Origin of the sequence: Micromonospora sp. WMMD736 (genome assembly GCF_049179015.1) — a bacterium.
GTDB lineage: Bacteria > Actinomycetota > Actinomycetes > Mycobacteriales > Micromonosporaceae > Micromonospora.
In genome coordinates this window covers 4,253,238-4,272,680 of sequence record NZ_JBMHMI010000001.1, presented here as the reverse complement: position 1 = coordinate 4,272,680, position 19,443 = coordinate 4,253,238, and the positions used below count along the sequence as shown (strand labels likewise).

The window sequence follows — 19,443 nt, the reverse complement described above, 5'->3', positions numbered from 1 at the left end:
CGCCGCGTCAGCGTAGGATCGGGACAGCCAAGTTACCGGGGAGTAAACATGAGTGACGCGGTCATCGTCGGCGCGGTACGCACCCCGGTCGGGCGACGCAAGGGCGGTCTCGCCGGGGTCCACCCGGTCGACCTGTCGGCGCACGTGCTGCGCGCCCTCGCCGAGCGCACCGGGCTGGACCCGGCGCAGGTCGACGACGTCTTCTGGGGCTGCGTGTCCCAGGTCGGCGAGCAGTCGTGGAACATCGCCCGCAACGCCGTCCTCGCCGCCGGTTGGCCGGAGGCGGTGCCCGGCACCACGCTCGACCGGCAGTGCGGCTCCAGCCAGCAGGCCCTGCACTTCGCCGCCGCGACCGTGCTCTCCGGCCAGGCCGACCTGGTGGTTGCCGGTGGGGTGGAGTCGATGACCCGGGTGCCGATGGGTTCCAGCGTGGCGGACGGCCTGCCGTTCAGCGACCAGCTCCGCGCCCGCTACCGGGGCGTGGAGGGCTTCGCGGACGACGCGCCGCTCCCGTTCAACCAGGGCGTCGGTGCCGAGCTGATCGCCCAGCGGTGGCGGCTCTCGCGGACGCAACTGGACGAGTTCGCGCTGGCCAGCCATGAGAAGGCAGCCGCCGCACAGGACGCCGGCGCGTTCGACCCGGAGCTGACCCCGGTGCCGCTCGCCGACGGCGGCACGTTCGCCGCCGACGAGGGCATCCGTCGGGAGACCTCGTTGGAGAAGCTCGGCGAGCTGGCCACCCCGTTCCGCGCCGACGGCGTGGTCACCGCCGGGTCCGCGTCGCAGATCTCCGACGGCGCCGCCGCGCTCGCCGTGACCACGTCCGACTGGGCCAGCCGGCACGGACTGCGCCCGCTGGCCCGCATCCACACCGCCGTGGTCGCCGCCGACGATCCGGTCACCATGCTCACCGCGCCCATCCCGGCCACCGCGAAGGCGCTGCGCCGCGCGGGGCTGGGCATCGAGGAGATCGGGGTGTACGAGGTGAACGAGGCGTTCGCCCCCGTACCGCTGGCCTGGCTGGCGGAGACCGAGGCGGACCCGGAGCGGCTGAACCCGCGGGGCGGGGCGATCGCCCTCGGCCATCCGCTCGGTGGCTCCGGCGCCCGGATCATGACGTCGATGCTGGCGCACATGCGGGACAACGGCATCCGCTACGGCCTGCAGACCATGTGCGAGGGCGGCGGCATGGCCAACGCGACGATCGTCGAGTTGGTCTGACGCCGGGCGGGAATGGTCTCGCCTACGGCGGGCACGCCGCCTAGGGTGCCCCTCGTGACGACGATCGCCGACGAGCGCGCTCCCGACTGGTCCAGCGTGCAGTGGCAGCAGCAGGCCCGGTCATGGGTCGACGAGCAGCTTGCCGGTGCCGGCCGGCGGGTCAGTGGCCCGGTCGAGTCCCGGGTCCGGCCCTGGTCGCTGGTCTGGCGGATGCCGACCGACGAGGGGCCGGTCTGGTTCAAGGCCAACAACTCCGGTACGACGCACGAGGCGGTCCTGATCGCGACGCTGGCCGCGTTGACGCCGGAGCGGGTGCTCACCCCGATCGGGGTGGACCGGGAGCGGGGCTGGTCGCTGCTTCCCGACGGTGGGGAGTCGCTGCGCGACGTGCTGGGCCGCGACCCCGACCTGACGCACTGGGAGCGGGCCCTGCCCGGGTACGCGGCGCTGCAACTCGCCACCGCGTCGCTCGGCGACGAGCTGGTCGCCCTCGGCGTGCCGGACCACCGTCCGGAGGCGCTGGCCGGACTGCTCGCCGACCTGCTCGACGATTCCGAGTCGCTGCGCGTCGGCGCGGAGGGCGGACTGACCGTCGAGACGTACGAGCGGTTGCGGGCGGAGGTTCCGGCGTACGCCCGGCGGTGCCGTCGGCTCGCGGACATCGGCATCGAGGCGACCGTGCAGCACGACGACCTGCACGACGGCAACATCTTCGTCGGGTCGGCCGGGTACCGCTACTTCGACTGGGGCGACGCCTCGGTGGCGCACCCGTTCGGCACGCTGCTGGTGACCCTGCGGTCCATCCGGTACGCCACCGCGTTGTCCGCGGACGACGCCAGCCTGGCCCGGCTGCGCGACGCCTATCTGGAGGCGTGGACCGACCGCTACGACCGCCGCACCCTCGTCGAGGCCGCCGACCTGGCGATGAACCTGGGCGCGGTGAGCCGGTCGCTCTCCTGGCGGCGGGCACTCGACACGACCGACCCGGGCCGCGCGGAGTACGCCGAGGCGGTGCCGGGCTGGCTCGCCGAACTGTTCGCCGCTACCCCGCTTCAGCCGGAAAGCTGACCGGGATCCGTCCGGGTCGGAAATCGGACAGGCAGTGCGACGGTCCGGCGTGGAACTTCCAAAAGTTTGCCGTGACCCACGTCACCCCGCCCGGGAGGTCGTTGGGCAGGTCATGGACGTCTTCTCCCGAACGTTCCTCCCGGCCGCCACCGAGGCCGGCCTCGCCGTGCAGACCGTGAGCCGGCACATGCCGGTGTTCCGCCGCTGCGTCGGCTCCGGTGACGCGACCATCCTCGTCACCCGTTGCAGCCGCCCCGACCGTCCGGTCACCGGCGACTACCTGCTGCTGCTCACCCATCGCCGACTGGTGGTGACCCAGCAGACCCGACTCCTGCACCGACTGCGCCTGCACCTCAACACCGAGCTGCGCGAGCTGAGCAACGTCACGTGGAGTCCCGACCCGCGGCTGCACTCGGTCGAGCTGGCCGCGACGGCGATCGACGGGATCCGCGAGCGGTTCCTCATCCGCACCAGCCACCCGAAGCAGGTGTGGCAGCTCGACGCGCTGCTCAACCACGCCTTCCGGACCCGTCTGCGGGCACCCCGCGAACGGGTTCTCGCCACCATCGGCGACACGCCGGCCCCCGTACGGTCCAGCGTGTTCCGTGCCGCCGTCGCACACTGACGCCGGCCTTTACCGAACTCGAACACGCAGCGATCGCGCCGGGCCACCGGGTCGGCAATCATGAGCCGGTGACTCTGGAAACGCCGCACCGCGGGCTCGTCCTCGTGGTCGAGGACGAGCCGGCCATCGCCGACCTGGTCCGGCTCTACCTCGGCCGCGACGGGTTCGGCGTCCACCTCGAACGCGACGGTGAGGCCGGCCTGAACGCCGCCCGCCGGTTGCGCCCGGTGGCCTGCGTCCTGGACATCGCCCTGCCCGGCCTGCCGGGCACCGAGATCTGCCGACGGCTGCGCGAGGCCGGCGACTGGACGCCGGTCATCTTCCTCACCGCCCGCGACGACGAGGTCGACCGGATCGTCGGGCTGGAACTGGGCGCCGACGACTACGTGACGAAGCCGTTCAGCCCGCGCGAGCTTGTCGCCCGGGTACGCGCCGTGCTGCGCCGCAGCGCCGGTGGACCGGAGGGCGCCGAACGCCCGCGCGTCGTCGGCCCGGTGACCCTCGACCCGGCCCGCCGGACGGTCACCGCCGGGGGCGTACCGGTGCAGCTCACCTCGACCGAATTCGACCTGCTGGCACACCTCATGGCCCGGCCGGGGCGGGTCTTCACCCGCGAGGAGTTGCTGGCCGGGGTCTGGGGATACGCCGCGCACGCCGGCACCCGGACCGTGGACGTGCACGTCGCCCAGGTACGCGCGAAGCTCGGCCCGGCCAGCGTCATCCGCACCCACCGCGGCGTGGGGTACGCGGTCGATGCCTGAACAGCCGGTACGCGCCGAGTCGCCGACCATGGCGCTGCCACTCGTCGACGCGCGCCCCCCGGCGCGGCCGGGACGCAACCGGTTCGGCCGGACCCTGACCGCCCGCGCGGTGCTGGTCACCTGTGCGGTGGCACTGGTGTCGGTGCTCGTCACGGCGATCGTCGCCGTGCCGCTGGCGATCCGGGGCGCGGAGCGACGCGATCAGGACGCCCTCGCCGCCCAGGCGCGACTCGCCGCCGAGGTGCTGCGGACCCGGTTGGACCGGGGACGCGCCGCCGACGAGGAGCGGCTCATCCAGCAACTCCGTGACCAGGGCATCGACGCGTACCTGATCCGGCACGGGACCGTCGACCGTTCGGGCCTGCCGCCGCGCGTGGTGCAGCGGATCGGGCAGGGCCGCAACGTGTCGGCCCGCCGGTCGGTCAACGGTCACCGCGCCCTGGTGGAGGGCCGGGCGCTGCCCGGCGGCAACGGGGTGGTGCTCTCCCGCGCCACGTCGGACGGGCTGTGGGCGCAGGTGCTGCTCAGCCTGTGGCTGCCCCTGCTGGCCGGGCTGGCCGCCGGTGTGGTGGCCGGTCTCCTGTTGGCCCGCCGGCTGGCCCGGCCGATCCGTGTCGCGGCCACCGCCGCCGCCCGGTTGCGCGCCGGGGACCGTGCCGTACGGGTGCCGGTCGAACCGCCGGACGAGGTCGCCGACCTGGCCGAGGCGTTGAACGGTCTGGCTGCCGCGCTGACCACCAGCGAGGGTCGGCAGCGCGAGTTCCTCCTGTCCGTGTCGCACGAGCTGCGCACCCCGCTGACCGCGATCCGGGGGTACGCCGAGGCGCTGGCCGACGGGGTCATCGACGCGGACGGCAGCGCCGACACCGGCCGGACCATGCTGGCCGAGGCCCAGCACCTCGATCGGCTGATCGGCGACCTGTTGGCGCTGGCCCGGTTGGAGGCCGCCGACTTCCCGCTGGAGCCGGTACCCGTCGACCTGACCCGACTGGCCGCCGACGCCGAGCCCACCTGGTCCGGTCGGTGTGCCGCGGTCGGTGTGCCGTTCCGCCTGGAGACGCCCGGTGGGCCGGTGTCCGCGTACACCGATCCGGGTCGGATCCGGCAGGTGCTGGACGGGCTGTTGGAGAACGCGCTGCGGGTCGTACCCCCGGGTGCGCCCGTGGTGCTCGCGGTCCGGCCGGTCGGCGCGGACCCGGCGGCCGGCGGTGTGCTGGAGATCCGTGACGGCGGGCCCGGCTTCACCGACGACGACCTGGCGGTGGCGTTCGAGCGCGGGGCGCTGCACGAGCGGTACCGGGGGGTGCGCAAGGTGGGCAGCGGGCTCGGTCTGGCGCTCGCCGCCGGGTTGGTGCGCCGGCTCGGCGGGGAGATCGTCGCGGGTCACGCGCCCGAGGGTGGGGCCGCCTTCACGGTCCGGCTGCCCGGTGATCCTTACCGGACCCGAACATCGGCCTGACGGTCCGCTCGTCCTTTCCGGCAAGGCTGAGGGCTCCACGGACGAGAGGGAGAGTCATGCCACGTTGGGGATTCGTCACCGGCACCACGGCACTGTTCGCGGCGGTGGCGCTCGGCGTCAGCGGGTGCGGCGCGGCCGAGGTGGCCAGCCAGCCCGCGCGGGACGCGGCGGTCGAGGTCGCCGCCGCGATGGGGGTGGAGGGTCAGGCGCTCACCGCGATGGGCTTCGACGCCGCCGACCTGGACGTGCAGACCGTCGCCGCCCCGGCGACGCCCGAGCCCTCCCCCACGGCGGCCGACAAGGGCAAGCACAAGCGGGGCGAGGAGTGGCGCAAGCGTCGCCAGGCCCGCGTGCTGCTGCGGAAGAACACCCTGCACGGCGAGGCGGTGGTGCAGACCAAGGAGAACGGTACGCAGACCGTCGCCGTCCAGCGCGGTGCGGTGACCGCCGTCGACGGCGACTCGATGACCGTCAAGTCCACCGACGGCTTCACGATGACCTGGACGTTCGGCGACGACCTACGCGTCGTCGAGAAGCGGTCGACGGTGCAGCCCAGCGAGGTGAAGGTCGGCACCACGGTCGGCGTCGCCGGCACCAAGGACGGGGACAAGGGCGTCGCCCGGCTCGTCCTCGTCCCGCGCGCCAAGTAGGCAGGCGAGGGCCCCGCACGCCGTACGTGCGGGGCCCTCGCCTGCCGTCGTCTCAGCGGCCCGGCGGTAGGGCGTAGCCGACGTAGTCGCGGAACTCCAACCGCCACCCGGCCGGGACCAGCTTGGCGCAGGTCGGTCGGCTGCCGGTGCAGACGATCGCGTCCACCGAGGCCGGGTCGGCCGGCGGTCGCTCCGGCAGCACCGACTGCAACGACACCAGATCCGGCGAGCTGCCGTCCGGTTGGCGCAGCAGCAGCCACCACGGGTACTCCCAGTCGTCGTTCCGCTCGACCAGACCGATCCGGCGCGCGCCGCTGTCGCGGACCGCCGCCGCGGCCCAGCGGAACTCGTCGGCCCACTCGGGCCGCCGCAGGAATCGGGTGTCCCAGTCCGAGGTGGTGAAGACCGACCCGGTGCCGACCAGCCGGCGCGGAAAGCCGTACGACAGCGCGAGCACCCCGGCCAGCGCCGATGTGGCGAGCACGACGACGACCGCCACGGCGGCCACCGTTCGTCGCCCCCGCCCCGGTTGGTCGCCGCCACGCCGCAGCACCGAGTCCAGCCACACGCCGGCGAGCGGGACGGCGAGCACCAGGGCGTAGAGGATCAGTCGGTTGCCCCACGGCTGCCACTTGATCATCGAGGTGTGCAGCAGCACGGCGGCCAGCACCACCACGGCGTACGCCCGCAGCGGCCCGGCCTGCACGGGATCGATCCGGCGCGGGCGGACGAGGGCGACCAGCGCTCCGATCAGCGCCAGCGACCCGGCGATCGGGAACGCCACCCGATCCTCGTCCGGATACCAGGCGGGCACCGGGAACACCTCCCGGCCGAAGGTGATCGCCCGGTCCTGGGGGTCTACGCCGATCGCCTCCGCGCCGCCGATGATCGCGTCCGCGCCCGCGACCCGGAGCGGCGCGATCGGCGTGTCGAACGCGGTGTGCCCGATGCGCAGCGCGTTGACCAGGATCGAGGCCGGGTCGTGCCGTTCCATCGGGATCGACTCGCGTAGTCGGGGCGGGCCCAACGGGTGCCCGAACTCGGCCGTCACCCGGGCCAGGAACGGGCCGACGACAAGCGCCGCGACCGCCAGGATCAGCACCGAACCGCCGACGACCCGGAACACCGGCCGCACCCGAGCGGCCGCCGCCCCGACGGTCGGCGCTCGACCCGCCGTCGCCACGCTCGCCGTCTGACCCGCCGGTTCAGCGGCTGATGGCCGAGCCGCCAGGGCCAGCCGGAGCTGGGCCAGGCCCCAGAGCACCAGCAGCGGACCCACCGCGATCAGGCCACTGGTCTTCGTCACGGCGGTCAACCCGGTGGCCGCGCCCAGGCCGAGTACGGTTCCCCAGCCGGTGCGTCGGCGCAGACCGTCAAGCGCGAGGGTCGCCGCGCACGCCACCCACGCCGCACAGACCAGGTCGGTCTGCGTGCTGGTCGCCTGTAGCGCGACCATCGGGGTGCTGGCCAGCACGAACGCGGTGATCAACTGGGCTCGCCGGCCGCCTCCGAGCTGCGCGGTGATCCGGGCGGCCACCAGGAGGCAGAGCACTCCGGCGGCCCACTGCACCAGGTTGTGCAGCACGTCGGAACCGGTGAGCAGGCGCAGGTGCAGGAGGAGGTACTCCGCGCCGGGCGGGATGGTCACCTGCCGGTGGATGGCGGTGGGCCAGAAGTCGAGGTCGCCCTGGGCCACCCAGTGCTCGACCTTCGGCAGGTGGTACGTCTGCGAGTCGAAGTTGTTCGGCTCCGCCAGCAGCGCGATCAGCAACTCCACCAGCACCAGGCCGCCGACGCCGCCCGCGAGCAGCCGCTCGCCCCGACCCGCCGTACGCCAGCTCTCGGTTACCCGGGCGAGCAGTCTGGCGCGTACTCCCTGGGTCCGGGTCGGTGCGGCGTCGCGCCCGCCCACCAGGTCGTGGTCGACGGCCGGGGCGGGTGTGTCCGGGGTGGTGCCGGCGGGCACCGCCGTGCCCACCGGCACCGGGCGCGGCGTCGCGGCGCTCGGGCGGGCGGCCGGGGTGTCCCGCCGCCGGCGCAGCGCCACCGCCGTCGCGGCGGCGAGGAGGAAGATCAGCCAGGCGGCGACGAACGCCGGCCGGGTCAGCGCGTGCAGCGCGCCGAGCACCTCGACGACGAGCACCGCGTACGCCCCGGTGAGCAGTGCGGCGCGTACCGCGGCGAGCCGGGACGGGGCTACCGCAGCCGTCCCGCGCGGCGTCGACGCGACAGTGAGCAGGAGCACCGAGGCGGCAGGAAGCACCGCGAGCAGGGAGCCGGCAGCCGACATGGCGGGAAGTAAACACCATCGGGCTGAAACCGCCACGCCGGCTGTCCGACGGTGGCGGCCACCGTTGGGCTGACCAGCCAGGCTAGGCTAGGCCCGACGTGTTGTCGCCACCGTGGAGATTCCCGTGAAGCTGTCGATCCTCATGCCGGTCTACAACGAGGAAGAACGCATCGCGGATGCCCTCAAGCAGGCATTGGCGGTGGACTACCCCTGCGAGATCGAGCTGGTCGTGGTCGACGACGGCAGCCGCGACGGCACCGGCGAGGTCCTCGGTCGCGCCGACGACGCGCGCCTGCGGGTGATCACGCACCAGCGCAACGCGGGTAAGGGCGCGGCCATCAAGACGGCGGTGGACAGCGCCGAGGGTGAATACATGGTCATCCTGGACGCCGACCTCGAATACGACCCGCAGGACATCCCGAAGCTGCTCGCCCCGGTGCTCGACGGGCGGGCCACGGTCGTCTACGGCAATCGCACGTTCGGCAGCCACAGCGCCTACAGCTTCTGGTACGTGATGGGCAACAAGGGCGTCACGATGGCGGCGAACGTCCTGTTCAACTCGTACATCGGTGACCTGGAGACCTGCTTCAAGCTGATGCCGGTGGAGCTGTACCGGTCCCTCGAGGTGCGCTCGCGGGGCTTCGGCATGGAGGCCGAGGTGACCGGCAAGCTGCTGCGCCGCCGCATCCGCCCGTACGAGGTGCCGATCAGCTACCGGGCCCGGGGCCGCGAAGAGGGCAAGAAGATCACCTGGAAGGACGGCGTCGAGGCGATCTGGATCCTCGGTCGCGAGCGCGCACGCCGCCGCCCGGCGGTCTCGTCCGCGCGCTGATCACCGGTAACCTTGAGTTGAAGTCCACTTCAACTCAAGGATGCGCTGATGCAGGACGCGTTGACGATCGGTGAGCTGTCCGTACGCTCCGGCGTGGCTCCGTCCGCGCTGCGCTACTACGAGCGACTCGGCCTGATCCGCGCCGACCGCACCGGCGGCAACCAGCGCCGCTACGCCCGCGCCGAGTTGCGGCGGGTCGCCTTCATCCGGATCTCCCAGCAGGTCGGCGTCTCACTCGACGAGATCCGCGAGGCGCTGGAATCGCTGCCCGGCAGCCGCACCCCCAGCCCGCAGGACTGGGAGCGTCTCTCCGCGAGCTGGCGCGGCCGGCTCGACGAGAAGATCCGACTGCTCACCAAGCTCCGCGACGACCTCGACGGCTGCATCGGCTGCGGCTGCCTGTCGCTGCAACGGTGCATGCTCAACAACCCCGGCGACACCCTCGCCGCACAGGGCCCGGGCGCCCGCCTCCTGCTGCCGCCCGCCTCACCCGAGGGTGAGTAGTACCTTCCCGACGTGGTCGCTCGATTCGACCAGCCGGTGCGCCTCGGCCGCCTCGGCCATCGGCAGCCGCCGGTCCACCACCGGGCGGACCGCGCCGGCCGCGACCAACGGCCACACCTCATCGCGTACGCCCCGGACGATCGCCGCCTTCTCGCCCAGCGGCCGGGAGCGCAGCGCGGTCGCCGACACGCTGGCCCGCTTGGCCAACAACGCGCCGAGATCCAGCTCGGCCTTGCGGCCCCCCTGCATCCCGATCACCACGAGCCGCCCGCCGGTGGCCAGCGCTGCCACGTTCCGCCCCAGGTAGGACGCGCCCAGAATGTCGAGGATGACGTCCGCGCCGTGGCCGTCGGTGGCCTCGCGGACCTCCTCGACGAAGTCCTGGTCCCGATAGTCGATCGTGTGCGCGGCACCTAGCTCCCGCAGCCGGGCATGCTTCGCCGTGCGGGCCGTCGCCAGGACCGTGGCACCGAGCGCCGCCCCGAACTGGATCGCGAACGTGCCGATCCCACTGCCCCCGCCGTGCACGAGCAGCGTGTCGCCCGCATCGAGCCGACCCACCCCCACTACGTTCGACCAGACCGTACAGGCCACCTCCGGCAGCGCCGCCGCGTCGACCAGGTCCACGCCGGCCGGCACCGGCAGCAACTGGCCGGCGGGCACCGCGACCCGCTCGGCATACCCGCCGCCGGCCAGCAACGCGCAGACCTCCTGGCCGACCGCCCACCCGGTCACCTCCGGGCCGACCGCGTCGATCACCCCCGAACACTCCAGACCGAGGTACGCGGGCGCGCCCGGCGGCGGCGGATAGTGCCCCTGCCGTTGCAGCAGATCCGCGCGGTTGACCCCGCTGGCCCGGACGCTGACGATCACCTCGCCCGGGCCGGGCTCGGGATCGGGCACCTCGGCCCAGACCAGCGCGTCGGGTCCACCGGGCTGCGGAACGGTGATGGCTCGCATGCCCCCAGTCTCACCCGTCGCGCTCCGCGCCGCAGACGTACCCCTCGCGGCGGTGCGGCGGCTCGGTCCGGCCGTGGCCGGCTTGGTCCGGCCCGTGGCCGGCTTGATCAACTCGGCTTCCGGGAAACCGGGGCATCCTGACGCGCGGGATGCCCCGGCTTCAGGGAACCCGAGTCGATCAACGCCACAATGGACCCTGGAGCTGCCGCCTGGCCGGCCTTTTCGGGGAGGGACGGCGAGCCGGCCGGCGGGTGCCGTGGCAGACTGTTCACGGCCGCGCACCCACGGGTGCCGGTCCGGGAGGGTTCGCCTAGTGGCCGATGGCGCTGGTCTTGAAAACCGGTAAGGCAGCGATGTCTTCGTGGGTTCGAATCCCACACCCTCCGCTCATCTGGACATTGTCGGCCTTCGTACCCGGGTTTCGCGGCCGTTGGTCGACGTGTACGCCGTGATGTGCGCGGTGGACCTAGGAGATCCTGACGAGGCCCAGAGGCGTGCGCATTCGCTCGATCCAGCATCGATTCCGTCGACCGAGCGGCGCGGCCGACACTACGTTGAGCTTGCCCGCTCCGCCGATCTTGAAGGGGCGCGCGAGGCGACGCTTCATCTGCTGACTCTCGCCGAGACCACGTCTCCGGAGACCGTTCGATACTCGCCAGCGGCTCAGGAGTTGGCGGGGCGGCTGGCTCGGGAGGCGCCGGCGGCGATTTCGCGCGGAGGCGATTCAGTTGGAGACCCGGATCGCGGTGCCGGAACTCTAGGGGTACCTCCTGTCGCTGGGTACGTCGCGTACCCTCTGCGGCCCGTCTAACTCCATAACGTGTCCTCGCGATTGCAGTAGGTGGTGGCGGTTGGCCGTTGACCCGGAGGGGCAGCGGCCAGGACGCCGCGCCCTGAGGCGGGAGGACGCCACGATGGTTTGGCCTTTCAAATTGCTGCGCCGGAGATTCCGATGGCTGTCGCTTGCCGTACCGCCGACGGGCATCGGTCCGGCGATCCAACGGGCTGAGCAGGAAGCCGCGCGGACGCGATTGCTGGCTCAGGCTCGTGAGCAGTCCGCCGGGCGGCCGGAAACCGGTGCGGGCCGATGATCGGGGAGGTGCCCACCACAGCCAAGGCGGCGGCACGAACCCGAGTGGCACAGGGCGAGCGGGCCGCCGCCGCCCTGGATGGCCGGCTAGCAGATTTCCACGTGCCGCGCCGACCGGGATGGACCTGCCGTAGCTGTGATCAGGACACGCCATGGCCGTGTGCGCCGGCCCGAGTCCGCTTGGCCGAGGCCTACGGACGGGACCGGATCGGCCTGTCCATGTACGTGGGCAGCCTGCACGCGGTGGCTGTGATGGAGTTGCCGACGATCCCGGCGGGCGAACTGTACGAGCGCTTCGTTTCCTGGGCCCGTTGATAGCCGACGGCTACGTACCCTCGGGATCGTTCCGTCGGGCTTCGCGGATGGTCGTGTCGGCGAGCCGTTCGACGGCACGGCGGCGCTCCTCGGCGAGCGCCCGTTCGTCCGGTTTGCGTAGCGCGCCGACCACGGCGACCAGAAAGTCCCGCCAGATGCTGAGCAAGAAATTCCCCCCGTGGACGCTTCCGGGGCATCACCCTAGCCTCCGCTCCGTGACCCGGCACACCCCGACCAATCGGTCGTTCCACGCCGTGGAAAGGGGTATGAAGAGGCAGGTATCTGCCTACTCCGGAAGGACGCGTCCCGATGACCCTGGAACGACCGATCGCCCCGGACCCGTACGAGCTGCTGCCGACCGTTCCGTCGTTCACCCTGACCAGTGACGACGTGCAGAACGGCGAGCCGATGGACGTCCGGCACGCGCACGGCAGCACCGGCGGTGAGAACGTCTCGCCGCAGCTCACCTGGTCGGACTTTCCCGCTGAGACCAAGAGCTTCACCGTCACCTGCTACGACCCGGACGCGCCGACCGGCAGCGGCTTCTGGCACTGGGTGCTGGTGAACGTGCCGGCCGGCGTCACGCAGCTCCCCACCGGCGCGGGCGGCGCGGCGGGCACCGATCTCGGCGGGGCGTTCTCCGTCCGTAACGACTACGGCGACCAGGGCTACGGAGGTGCGGCGCCGCCGCCCGGCGACCGCCCCCACCGGTACGTCTTCGCGGTGCACGCCCTCGACGTCGACCGCCTGGACCTGACCCCCGACGCAAGCCCCGCCTACGTCGGCTTCAACCTGACCTTCCACACCCTGGCAAGGGCGGTAATCCGCCCCACGTACCAGATCAAGGAGTAACCCCGGCCGCGTCGATCTTGCACTTTCTGCGCTCACATATCCCCATGCAAGGGACGTGTCGGCAACAGGAAGTGCAAGATCGGCGGAAAACTAGGCCGGGACCCGGGCTACCGCGAAGACGGATTGGCCGAACGGGGGGCGGACGAGCTGCTCGGCGGCCTTGGTGGCAGGCAGGACCAGGGTGTCGTACACCTTGACCATGGGGCCTTCCTTCGGCATCAGCCGGAAGACCTTGGTGGCCATGAAGTAGCCGATCAGCCCGAGCGCGTTCGCGTAGTGGATCTTCTCTACGGTCAGGCCGGCCTCGGTCATCGCCGTACCGAGCGTCTTCTTCGTGTAGCGGCGGACGTGGCCGGTGGCGATGTCGGCCGGGCTCATGGCGAACTGGAACGCCGGCACGATGATGATCACCGCGCCGCCCGGGCGGACCAGGTCGCGCATGCTCTTTAGCGCGCCCACGTGGTCCTCGATGTGCTCCAGGACGTTGTACGAGACCGCAGCGCTGTAGTTTCCCCGGTCGTTGTGCGGCAGCAGCATCTGTCGGACGTCGACGCCCGGCTGCTCGGCGAGCCGCTCCTTGAGCTGCACGAGCCGGTCGGGGTCGGCCTCCGTGGCGGTGAACCGGGGCAGCCGCTGCGACCATTCCAGCGCGTAGTCGCCGAGGCCGCTGCCGATCTCGATCGGGTCGTCACCGAGGTACGGCACCGCCAGTTCGACGAACCAGCGACGGTGGTTGACGGCCATCGCCAGGCCCTCAAGCACCTCGGACTGGACGCGCTGGTCCCCAGTGATTTCTGCCATGCGTCGATTCCTCACGATATGAACTCGACCCGTGCCTGGACCGACAGAGTGAATCATCCGCGTGGATGGCAGCGGAATCCGGGGAGCTGTTGGCCGAATTGCGGGTCGGGGGATGGGCACGTGATCGGCGGTCGGCGAACCCGGCACATAGTACGGCAGTACCTCGAAACATGTCACGGCACCGCCATACGCTGACTACCCTATGAATTGTCATGACTACTCCCGAATCGGACGCTCCCGGCGAGGGCCCGTCCACCGCGTCGCGGGTGGAGGGGTCCGACGGCGGCAGTCGGTTGCGCCGCAACGGGAAGTGGGCCGATCTGGTCGCCGTGCTGAGCTTCGTGGCGCTCGGCTTCTGGGTCACCGGGCGTCTCTGGTGGGATCCGGGCAGTGGAGTGCGGGACAACCGCTCGGATCAGTCGCAGTTCGAATGGATGATGGCGCACGGTGCGCGGGTGGTCACGCAATTCGTGTACCCGTTCCACTCGGACCAGATGAACGTGCCGGACGGCGTCAACCTCATGGCGAATACGTCCGTATTATCCATTTCATTGCCAATGACGCCGATCACCCTGCTATTCGGGCCACGTGCGTCATTTCTCCTATTCCTCACCCTCGGAATGATCGCCACCGCCACGGCCTGGTACTTCCTGCTCTCCCGCGTCCTGGTCAAAAGCCGGGGACCGGCCTGGCTGGGCGCCGGCTTCTGCGCCTTCGCGCCGGCCATGGTGTCGCACGCCAACGGGCACCCGAACATCGTGTCGCAGTTCGTCGTCCCGCTGATCATCTGGCGTACGCTGCGGCTCGCCGACCCCGGCCGCTGGCTGCGTAACGGTGTGCTGCTCGCGTTGGTGATCTTCTGGCAGGCCTTTCTCAACCTGGAGATCCTGCTGATGACCGCGATCGGGCTCGGCGTGATCGTCGCCGCGTTGGCCCTCGCTCGCCCCGCCCTGCGGTCACGGGCCCGAGGATTCCTCGCCGGGCTGGCCGTCGCCGCAGTGGTCGCCGGTGTGCTGCTCGCGTACCCGTTGTACGTGCAGTTCTTCGGCCCGGGCGCCTACTCCGGGTTGTCCAGCCTGATCCGCGGCTACTCCAGTGACCTGGCCTCGTTCGTGGCGTACTCCCGGGAGTCGCTCGCCGGCAGCCCGCGCACCGCCGCCGGCCTGGCCAAGAACCCGACCGAGGAGAACAGCTTCTTCGGCTGGTCGCTGCTCGTGCTGGTGGTCGCCCTCGTCTGGTGGCTGCGGCGCTCGGCGGTGGTGCTCGCGCTGGCCGGGCTCGGGCTGCTCTTCGCGGTGCTCTCGCTCGGGCGGGAGATCCGCTTCAACAATCGGGGTACCGGGGTGCCGGGACCCTGGGCGGCGCTGGAGAACCTGCCGATCCTGCACTCGGTGGTGCCGACCCGGTGGGCGCTGGCGATCACCCCGATCATCGGGGTGTTGCTCGCCTACGGCGCCGAACACGCCCGCGAGTTGGCCCGCGCCCGTCCGGCCGCCCGACCGCAGATCCGCTTCGCCACCGCGACCGTGCTGACGATGGCGCTGCTGCCGATCCTGCCCACCCCGCTGCCGGTGGTCGAACTCGATCCGGTCCCCACCTTCGTGACCAGCGGGTCGTGGCGGCCGTACGTGGCGGGTGGGCGCAGTGTGGTGACTCTGCCGCTGCCGGACACCACCTACGCGGAGCCGCTGCGCTGGGCCGCCGCGACCCGGGACGACATGCCGCTGGCCCGGGGTTACTTCCTCGGCCCGGACACCCGCCCGAGCGCCCGGCCGCCGAAGGTCGCGCTGTTCACCGCGCCGCCCCGACCCACGAGCAGCTTCTTCGCCACCATTCGCCGTACCGGCGCGGTGCCGCCGATCACCCCGCAGAGCCGGGTCAAGGCGGTCGACGACCTGCGCTACTGGCGGGCCGGCGTGGTGATCCTCGGACCGCACGAGCACGAGACGGAACTGCGCCGGGGGATGACCGAGCTGACCGGTATCCAACCGATCTTCACCGGCGGCGTCTGGGTGTGGGACGTGCGACCGCTGACCGACTGAAGGGCGGGACGCGCCTGGTCAGCCCTGACGGACGCAGCAGCCCTGGCAGACCTTGGGGCTGGGCAGCGTGAAGGCCAGGCAGCAGGTGCGGCGCTGGACGCTGGGCTCGCCCGCCGGGCCGGGGACCAGCTCGATCAGATCGGCCAGGTCGAGCGCGCCCAGCAGGGTGTCGATGCTCTGCACGGTCGAGCCGGGCAGAGCGTCCGCACCCCGCAGGATGCCGTGCGCGATGCCGGAGGCGACCGAACCGAGCAGCGTCCGGGTGCCCACCCGCACCTCCGCCTGGATCGCCGCGATCAGCGGGGCCAGGTGGGCGTCGAGCAGGGAGGCCCGTAGTTCGGCGAGCAACTCCGCCTCACCCGCGACGACGCGTACCTCCGACAGGCCGGACAGCGCCAGCGGGTCGCTCGGCAGGACCGCCACCGTGGTGCCGCGGCGCAGACCCAGCGTGATCAGGGGCCGGTGGTCCTCGAAGTGGATCAGAACGTCGGACGGGTGGAGCAGCGGAACCCGGCGGGCCGAGGCCCAACCGAGCACGACCGGCAGCGCCGTCCAGTAGCTGTACGACTTCCAGGCCAGCGCGGCGCAGGCGTGCGGGGTGCCGCCCCAGCGGACGCTCGCCGCGCGGAGCAGCTCCGGCAGGCGGGTGCCGTCGACCAGGGTCGTCGCGGGTGCCCAGCCCAGCTCGTCGTCGACCAGCAGCCCCCGAGCGAGCCCGGGGAGGTCGTCGGTGCCGAACATGGTCCGCAGTGCGGCGGTGACGGGGGCGAGCGGCGTGGCGATCACGTCCCGCCTCGGCATCACCGCAGTCACCTGAGCCGTCCCCCGTCTGAGTGGCCGAGGAACCTCCCCGGCGGACGACCAGATGCCGTCCTGAGCTAAGGCTAGCCTAACCACACTCGCCGGAATACGCGAGCGTCTGTAATCCGAGCGACAGGCCGGACACCTGGAGGCCCTGGACCGCGTACCGCGATCCAGGGCCTCGTAAACGCCGCTCAGCCGTTCGGCCGGCGTGGGCTTGCACGACAGCTTCCGGTGACTCCGACCGTCCGGCGCGGGTTGCCATCGCCGGCTGCTGTCACACGGGTTGCGACATCACCTGTCAAGCGATGTGTCGGGAACATGCCAGATGAGTGTGCGCTCGGCCACGGAACGTGAAACTGATACTCCCGGCCGCGAGGAAGCCGATGACGACCTCACCCCTCGAACGGGCTGCCGAGTCCTTTGCGGCCGAGCTTGCCCGCCAGCGCGCCGGGCGGGGCCTCTCCAAGAAACAACTGGCTGTCCTGATGGGTTTCGACCCGTCCTACGTGAGCCATGTCGAAGGGCGTCGGCACCGTCCGACCGAGGACTTCGCCCGCCGGGCCGAGGCCGTCCTGGAGGCCAGCGGCGCGATCTGGCAGCGTTTCCGGGAGTACGACGACCTCCGGCACGCCCGCTCCGGCCAACCGCAGCGCGAACCCCCGCTGTCCGGTCAGTGGCTGCCCCCCGGCACCGGCCTCGTGGTGGAACGGGAGCTGGCCACCCTCACCCACACCGACGACGGCTACCGGTGCGTCATCCACCGCGAGCTGTACAACGCGGGTACCGAGCCGGTCACCCGCTACCTCGTCCGCGTCGCGGTGGACCGTTACCCGAACGACCCCGGTCGCTCCAACCGGCACCACCGGGAACACCCGCTCACCTTCGCCGAGCTGCAACTCCAGGCCCGCCGCGACGACGGCACCGGCGACCCGGAACCGATGCACTGGCGGGCGAAACACGACCGGGACGCGTTCAAGGAGATCTGGCTGCTGTTCGAGAACGGCGAACGCCGCTTTCCGCTGTACCCCGGCGACCGGACCAGCATCGAGTACGCGTACAGCGTCGGCCACGACAAGTGGGGCCCCTGGTTCCAGCGGGCCGTGCGGCTGCCCACCCGGCACCTCGCCGTACGCCTGGATCTGCCGGCGGCGTTCGACCCGCAGGTCTGGGGCGTGGAGACCTCGCTCTCGGCGGAGGAAGGCCCGCTGCGGACGGCCCCGCAGCGGCACGACGAGGGTGACCGGGCGATCGTCGACTGGCAGACCGACGACCCGCCGCTGAACGCCCGCTACCGGATGCAGTGGCGATTCCGGGCCCGGCCGGACAACGAACCGGACCTCGGCCCCGGTGCCAACCGGGTGCGGCCGAGCGACCGCATGCGCGGGATCGGCATCGTGCAGCGCGGCGACGACCTGCTCCGACAGCCGGTCCGACAGTTCGACCTGCCCGGCGAGGAACAGGCGGCCCGCGACATCGTGGACCGCCTCACCATGGCGCTGGCCCGGCTCGACGAGCTGCACCCGTTCAGCAAAGGGGTGGGTATCGCCGCCCCGCAGCTCGCCATCGGCCGGGCCGCCGCCGTCGTCCGACCCCCCGACCGTTCGGCGGAACCGGTCGTCCTGCTCAACCCGCGGGTGGTGGACGCCGACCCGGAGACCGACGAGCAGTACGAGGGGTGTCTCTCCTTCTTCGACCACCGTGGCCTGGTGCCCCGGCCGCTGCGGCTCGACGTCGAACACGCCCAGTGGGACGGCAGCCGGATCATCACGTCGTTCGAGTTCGGCATGGCCCGGCTCGTCGCGCACGAGATCGACCATCTTCAGGGCCGGCTCTACGTGGACCGGATGGCGCCGGGCGTGCCGCTGGTGCCGGTCGAGGAGTACCGGGAGACCGGGCAGCCCTGGCGCTACTGAGACAGGGAGGGGCCGGGGCGCGCGCCCCAGGGGGCAGGGGCACGCGCCCCGGTGTGGGGGGAGGAACGTCTAGAGATCACCGAACGTGTCGTAGCGGACGGTCGACGGCGGCACCTCGTCGGCGGCCAGCACCCGTAGCGTCGACCGGACCATCTGGGACGACCCGGAGACGTAACAGTCGTGCGCGGTCCACGGGCCGTACCGCGCCACCACGTCCGGGATGTCGCCCTGCTCGCCGTCGAAGTCCGGGTCGTCGCTGCACGCCGCCGTGACCGACAGCCACGGATGCGCGGCCACCAGCTCCTGCAACCCGGCCAGCCCGTACAGGTCCGTCGCCTGCCGCGCGCCGTAGAAGACGTGCACCCACCGCGTCCGGTTGTAGCTGGCCAACTCCTCCACCAGCGCCTTGATCGGCGCGAGCCCGACGCCACCGGCCACGCAGAGGATGTCCCGCTCGGAGGAGCGGTCCAGGGTCATCGACCCCATCGGCGCCGCGAGCCGCAGCAGATGCCCGGGCTGCACCCGGCGGACCAGCGCCCCGGACACCCATCCCGCGCCGGGGCTCCGCACGTGGAACTCCAGCACGTTGTCGTCGTTCGGGGCGTTCGCCACCGAGTAGTTCCGCCACACCCTCGGGTGGAAGCGGGGCAGCTCCAGGCTGACGTACTGGCCCGCCCGCCAGGGCAGCGGATGTTGCAGGGCCCGGCAGGTCAGCACGGCGATGTCGGGGCCGTGGCGCTCGTGGGTCAGCACCTCGGCGTGCCAGAACGGCGGGTTGTCGTCGGCGGCCGCCCCGGCCACCATCTTCGCGCAGATGGCCGCGTACGCATCCCGCCATGCCTGGTCGTACTCCAGGTTCCAGCCGTCGCCGGCGGTGCTGCGCAGCGCGTCGAGCAGCGCGACGCCCATCGTGGCGTAGTGCCGGTCGTCGACGTGGTACTTGCGGTGGTCGCGACCCAGCGCGCGTAGGAACTCGTCGAAGCTCTCCGGGTCGCCCACGGTGTGGATGGCCGTGACGATCGCCTCCAGCAGGCGGTCACCCTGGCCGGTCATCTGCACCGGGAAGAGCTGGCGCAGGGTGGGGTCGAGCAGGAACACCCGAGCGTAGAAGTGCGCGGTCAGCCGCTCCCGGTCCTCCTCGACCAGGGTCCAGCTCTCCTTCAGCAACCGTGCGACGTCGTCCACCGGCGCTCCTTCTCCAGACGGCAGCGGATCGGGCACCCATAGAATCTCCACGGAGCGTGCACACCGGTCGC

Annotated in this window: 18 protein-coding genes, 1 tRNA gene and 1 pseudogene; 14 read left to right on the top strand and 6 right to left on the bottom strand. The window is 71.9% G+C overall.

What is annotated here, in order from left to right; translation table 11 throughout:
- Nucleotides 1–48 precede the first annotated feature (48 nt).
- From ACN269_RS19100 to ACN269_RS19075, 6 genes are all read left to right on the top strand, one after another.
- Nucleotides 49–1,221, top strand: coding sequence for a thiolase family protein (locus tag ACN269_RS19100; protein ID WP_421473709.1), 1,173 nt, complete (start codon nt 49–51; stop codon nt 1,219–1,221).
- 54 nt (nt 1,222–1,275) lie between these two features.
- A complete protein-coding gene (locus ACN269_RS19095; RefSeq protein ID WP_421473708.1) occupies nt 1,276–2,289 on the top strand; it encodes a phosphotransferase in 1,014 nt (337 codons plus the stop codon).
- A 112-nt stretch (nt 2,290–2,401) separates the two neighbouring features.
- On the top strand, nt 2,402–2,914 hold the full coding sequence (locus ACN269_RS19090; protein ID WP_421473707.1) for a hypothetical protein: 513 nt from the start codon (nt 2,402–2,404) through the stop codon (nt 2,912–2,914).
- Between the two features lie 68 nt (nt 2,915–2,982).
- Nucleotides 2,983–3,675 (top strand): response regulator transcription factor, encoded by a 693-nt coding sequence (locus tag ACN269_RS19085; RefSeq protein ID WP_396803362.1) that lies wholly within the window; start codon nt 2,983–2,985, stop codon nt 3,673–3,675.
- Nucleotides 3,676–3,703: 28 nt separating this feature from the next.
- Nucleotides 3,704–5,134: a histidine kinase dimerization/phospho-acceptor domain-containing protein gene (locus tag ACN269_RS19080; RefSeq protein ID WP_421476424.1), complete on the top strand. Its 1,431-nt coding sequence runs from the start codon at nt 3,704–3,706 to the stop codon at nt 5,132–5,134.
- A 56-nt stretch (nt 5,135–5,190) separates the two neighbouring features.
- On the top strand, nt 5,191–5,784 hold the full coding sequence (locus ACN269_RS19075; protein ID WP_421473706.1) for a hypothetical protein: 594 nt from the start codon (nt 5,191–5,193) through the stop codon (nt 5,782–5,784).
- A 52-nt stretch (nt 5,785–5,836) separates the two neighbouring features.
- Here ACN269_RS19075 and ACN269_RS19070 read toward each other — a convergent pair whose 3' ends face one another.
- On the bottom strand, nt 5,837–8,074 hold the full coding sequence (locus ACN269_RS19070; protein WP_421473705.1) for a hypothetical protein: 2,238 nt from the start codon (nt 8,072–8,074) through the stop codon (nt 5,837–5,839).
- 124 nt (nt 8,075–8,198) lie between these two features.
- Here ACN269_RS19070 and ACN269_RS19065 point away from each other — a divergent pair, with 124 nt between their 5' ends.
- Both ACN269_RS19065 and soxR read left to right on the top strand, forming a co-directional pair.
- Nucleotides 8,199–8,906 (top strand): glycosyltransferase family 2 protein, encoded by a 708-nt coding sequence (locus tag ACN269_RS19065; protein WP_355240514.1) that lies wholly within the window; start codon nt 8,199–8,201, stop codon nt 8,904–8,906.
- 48 nt (nt 8,907–8,954) lie between these two features.
- On the top strand, nt 8,955–9,410 hold the full coding sequence (gene soxR / locus ACN269_RS19060) for a redox-sensitive transcriptional activator SoxR (protein WP_421473704.1): 456 nt from the start codon (nt 8,955–8,957) through the stop codon (nt 9,408–9,410).
- Here the strand turns inward: soxR and ACN269_RS19055 are convergent.
- Nucleotides 9,393–10,370, bottom strand: a complete 978-nt coding sequence (locus tag ACN269_RS19055; RefSeq protein ID WP_421473703.1) for an NAD(P)H-quinone oxidoreductase — start codon at nt 10,368–10,370, stop codon at nt 9,393–9,395. The two genes, soxR and ACN269_RS19055, sit on opposite strands and share 18 nt — an antisense overlap.
- 299 nt (nt 10,371–10,669) lie before the next feature.
- Between ACN269_RS19055 and ACN269_RS19050 the strand changes: the two genes are divergently transcribed.
- The 3 genes and pseudogenes from ACN269_RS19050 (at nt 10,670) to ACN269_RS19040 (ending at nt 11,775) form a co-directional block, all read left to right on the top strand.
- Nucleotides 10,670–10,756 (top strand) — tRNA-Ser (locus ACN269_RS19050).
- A 14-nt stretch (nt 10,757–10,770) separates the two neighbouring features.
- Nucleotides 10,771–11,131 (top strand): annotated as a pseudogene (locus ACN269_RS19045) (XRE family transcriptional regulator); the annotation flags it as partial.
- Between the two features lie 326 nt (nt 11,132–11,457).
- The gene (locus ACN269_RS19040; RefSeq protein WP_421473702.1) at nt 11,458–11,775 is read left to right on the top strand and encodes a hypothetical protein; all 318 of its coding nucleotides are present in this window, start codon (nt 11,458–11,460) and stop codon (nt 11,773–11,775) included.
- A 10-nt stretch (nt 11,776–11,785) separates the two neighbouring features.
- Here the strand turns inward: ACN269_RS19040 and ACN269_RS19035 are convergent, their stop codons facing one another.
- On the bottom strand, nt 11,786–11,941 hold the full coding sequence (locus ACN269_RS19035) for a hypothetical protein (protein WP_421473701.1): 156 nt from the start codon (nt 11,939–11,941) through the stop codon (nt 11,786–11,788).
- A gap of 143 nt (nt 11,942–12,084) precedes the next feature.
- Here ACN269_RS19035 and ACN269_RS19030 point away from each other — a divergent pair, with 143 nt between their 5' ends.
- A complete protein-coding gene (locus ACN269_RS19030; RefSeq protein ID WP_421473700.1) occupies nt 12,085–12,627 on the top strand; it encodes a YbhB/YbcL family Raf kinase inhibitor-like protein in 543 nt (180 codons plus the stop codon).
- 90 nt (nt 12,628–12,717) lie between these two features.
- On the opposite strand, the gene ACN269_RS19025 is transcribed toward ACN269_RS19030, so the two are convergent.
- Complete coding sequence (locus ACN269_RS19025) at nt 12,718–13,428, bottom strand: class I SAM-dependent methyltransferase (RefSeq protein WP_421473699.1); 711 nt, start codon at nt 13,426–13,428, stop codon at nt 12,718–12,720.
- A gap of 212 nt (nt 13,429–13,640) precedes the next feature.
- Here ACN269_RS19025 and ACN269_RS19020 point away from each other — a divergent pair, with 212 nt between their 5' ends.
- The gene (locus ACN269_RS19020) at nt 13,641–15,470 is read left to right on the top strand and encodes a hypothetical protein (RefSeq protein ID WP_421473698.1); all 1,830 of its coding nucleotides are present in this window, start codon (nt 13,641–13,643) and stop codon (nt 15,468–15,470) included.
- 18 nt (nt 15,471–15,488) lie between these two features.
- Here the strand turns inward: ACN269_RS19020 and ACN269_RS19015 are convergent, their stop codons facing one another.
- Nucleotides 15,489–16,271 (bottom strand): IucA/IucC family C-terminal-domain containing protein, encoded by a 783-nt coding sequence (locus tag ACN269_RS19015; RefSeq protein WP_421476422.1) that lies wholly within the window; start codon nt 16,269–16,271, stop codon nt 15,489–15,491.
- Nucleotides 16,272–16,657: 386 nt separating this feature from the next.
- On the opposite strand from ACN269_RS19015, the gene ACN269_RS19010 reads away from it, so the two are divergent.
- Nucleotides 16,658–18,187: a peptide deformylase gene (locus tag ACN269_RS19010; RefSeq protein WP_421473697.1), complete on the top strand. Its 1,530-nt coding sequence runs from the start codon at nt 16,658–16,660 to the stop codon at nt 18,185–18,187.
- Nucleotides 18,188–18,256: 69 nt separating this feature from the next.
- Here ACN269_RS19010 and ACN269_RS19005 read toward each other — a convergent pair whose 3' ends face one another.
- Nucleotides 18,257–19,372: a globin domain-containing protein gene (locus ACN269_RS19005; protein WP_421473696.1), complete on the bottom strand. Its 1,116-nt coding sequence runs from the start codon at nt 19,370–19,372 to the stop codon at nt 18,257–18,259.
- Between the last annotated feature and the right edge of the window lie 71 nt (nt 19,373–19,443).

Excerpts from the sequence above, each read along its gene's own strand:
- soxR (WP_421473704.1), top strand. The coding sequence starts at position 8,955 with ATGCAGGACGCGTTGACGATCGGTGAGCTGTCCGTACGCTCCGGCGTG.
- ACN269_RS19025 (WP_421473699.1), bottom strand. The coding sequence starts at position 13,428 with ATGGCAGAAATCACTGGGGACCAGCGCGTCCAGTCCGAGGTGCTTGAG.
- ACN269_RS19010 (WP_421473697.1), top strand. The coding sequence starts at position 16,658 with ATGACGACCTCACCCCTCGAACGGGCTGCCGAGTCCTTTGCGGCCGAG.
- ACN269_RS19090 (WP_421473707.1), top strand. The coding sequence starts at position 2,402 with ATGGACGTCTTCTCCCGAACGTTCCTCCCGGCCGCCACCGAGGCCGGC.
- ACN269_RS19080 (WP_421476424.1), top strand. The coding sequence starts at position 3,704 with ATGGCGCTGCCACTCGTCGACGCGCGCCCCCCGGCGCGGCCGGGACGC.
- ACN269_RS19020 (WP_421473698.1), top strand. The coding sequence starts at position 13,641 with ATGACTACTCCCGAATCGGACGCTCCCGGCGAGGGCCCGTCCACCGCG.
- ACN269_RS19070 (WP_421473705.1), bottom strand. The coding sequence starts at position 8,074 with ATGTCGGCTGCCGGCTCCCTGCTCGCGGTGCTTCCTGCCGCCTCGGTG.
- ACN269_RS19040 (WP_421473702.1), top strand. The coding sequence starts at position 11,458 with ATGATCGGGGAGGTGCCCACCACAGCCAAGGCGGCGGCACGAACCCGA.
- ACN269_RS19030 (WP_421473700.1), top strand. The coding sequence starts at position 12,085 with ATGACCCTGGAACGACCGATCGCCCCGGACCCGTACGAGCTGCTGCCG.
- ACN269_RS19075 (WP_421473706.1), top strand. The coding sequence starts at position 5,191 with ATGCCACGTTGGGGATTCGTCACCGGCACCACGGCACTGTTCGCGGCG.
- ACN269_RS19015 (WP_421476422.1), bottom strand. The coding sequence starts at position 16,271 with ATGCCGAGGCGGGACGTGATCGCCACGCCGCTCGCCCCCGTCACCGCC.
- ACN269_RS19100 (WP_421473709.1), top strand. The coding sequence starts at position 49 with ATGAGTGACGCGGTCATCGTCGGCGCGGTACGCACCCCGGTCGGGCGA.
- ACN269_RS19055 (WP_421473703.1), bottom strand. The coding sequence starts at position 10,370 with ATGCGAGCCATCACCGTTCCGCAGCCCGGTGGACCCGACGCGCTGGTC.